Origin of the sequence: Thiorhodococcus mannitoliphagus, assembly GCF_010915725.1 — a bacterium.
Classification (GTDB): domain Bacteria; phylum Pseudomonadota; class Gammaproteobacteria; order Chromatiales; family Chromatiaceae; genus Thiorhodococcus; species Thiorhodococcus mannitoliphagus.
In genome coordinates, this window is the sequence record NZ_JAAIJR010000398.1 from 1 (window position 1) to 747 (window position 747).

Genomic DNA, 747 nt, shown 5'->3' on the forward strand with positions numbered 1-747 from the left:
GCGTACGGCCTACTCGGCTTGCGTCACTCAAGGCGGTTTGGCACGGATTGCCTCGCAACGATCCCCGCGTGAGGTGATGTGGGAAAGCCTACCAGCCAGTTCGATGCGCAGTGGTCTAGACATGTCTCTAGACCCTGAGTGCTTGATTTCAAGCCCCCGGCTTTTTGGCTTTCTGCGTACCGGCCGGGCTACCAAGCCTTGGGCTGAAAGCGCAGGTCGTTGAGAATGCGCACGCTGTCGCCGGTTTGCGCCAGAACGAACAGTCCCTGACGATAGGCGTAGCGGTCCGCGCCGTCCTCAATGCGGATCCCCGCCACTGCCCCATGCACCTGCCAGTCGGCGTATTCGGGAAAGAACTCGCGAAAACGCCGCAGATCCTCGAGAAAGGCCCGCACGTCGTCCGCGCTCAGACTCGCCTTGACCTCGACCGCGACTAGATGGCCGCAATTGACGACCATCACATCGACCTCCAGGCCTTGATCATCGATTGGTCCACCTGCGGGACTGACGGCTGAAGCACAGGCGTAACACGCTGATTTATATTGGTATGTTTTGCGATACCCTACCATAATTTAGGGTTTTGGGCGAAACGATGATCAAGGCCGAGACCTCCAACACTTCCCCGCCCAGACGCTTCTTCACCCGCTGGCTGACCATCTGCACCGGAATCCCGCGCTCGGTGAAGAGGCGTTCGCACGCCGGGGCCACCTGATTCTCGACGAATAAGCCCCACTGCCCACCCAAATC

Annotated in this window: 1 protein-coding gene and 1 pseudogene; both read right to left on the reverse strand. The window is 59.6% G+C overall.

What is annotated here, in order from left to right:
• Positions 1-188: 188 nt before the first annotated feature.
• Positions 189-458: a hypothetical protein gene (locus G3480_RS27110; RefSeq protein WP_206171942.1), complete on the reverse strand. Its 270-nt coding sequence runs from the start codon at positions 456-458 to the stop codon at positions 189-191.
• A gap of 79 nt (positions 459-537) precedes the next feature.
• Positions 538-747: pseudogene (locus G3480_RS28110) on the reverse strand (hypothetical protein); the annotation flags it as partial.

Bases quoted from the DNA above. Each gene is read 5' to 3' on its own strand.
- G3480_RS27110 (WP_206171942.1), bottom strand. From the start codon at position 458: ATGGTCGTCAATTGCGGCCATCTAGTCGCGGTCGAGGTCAAGGCGAGT.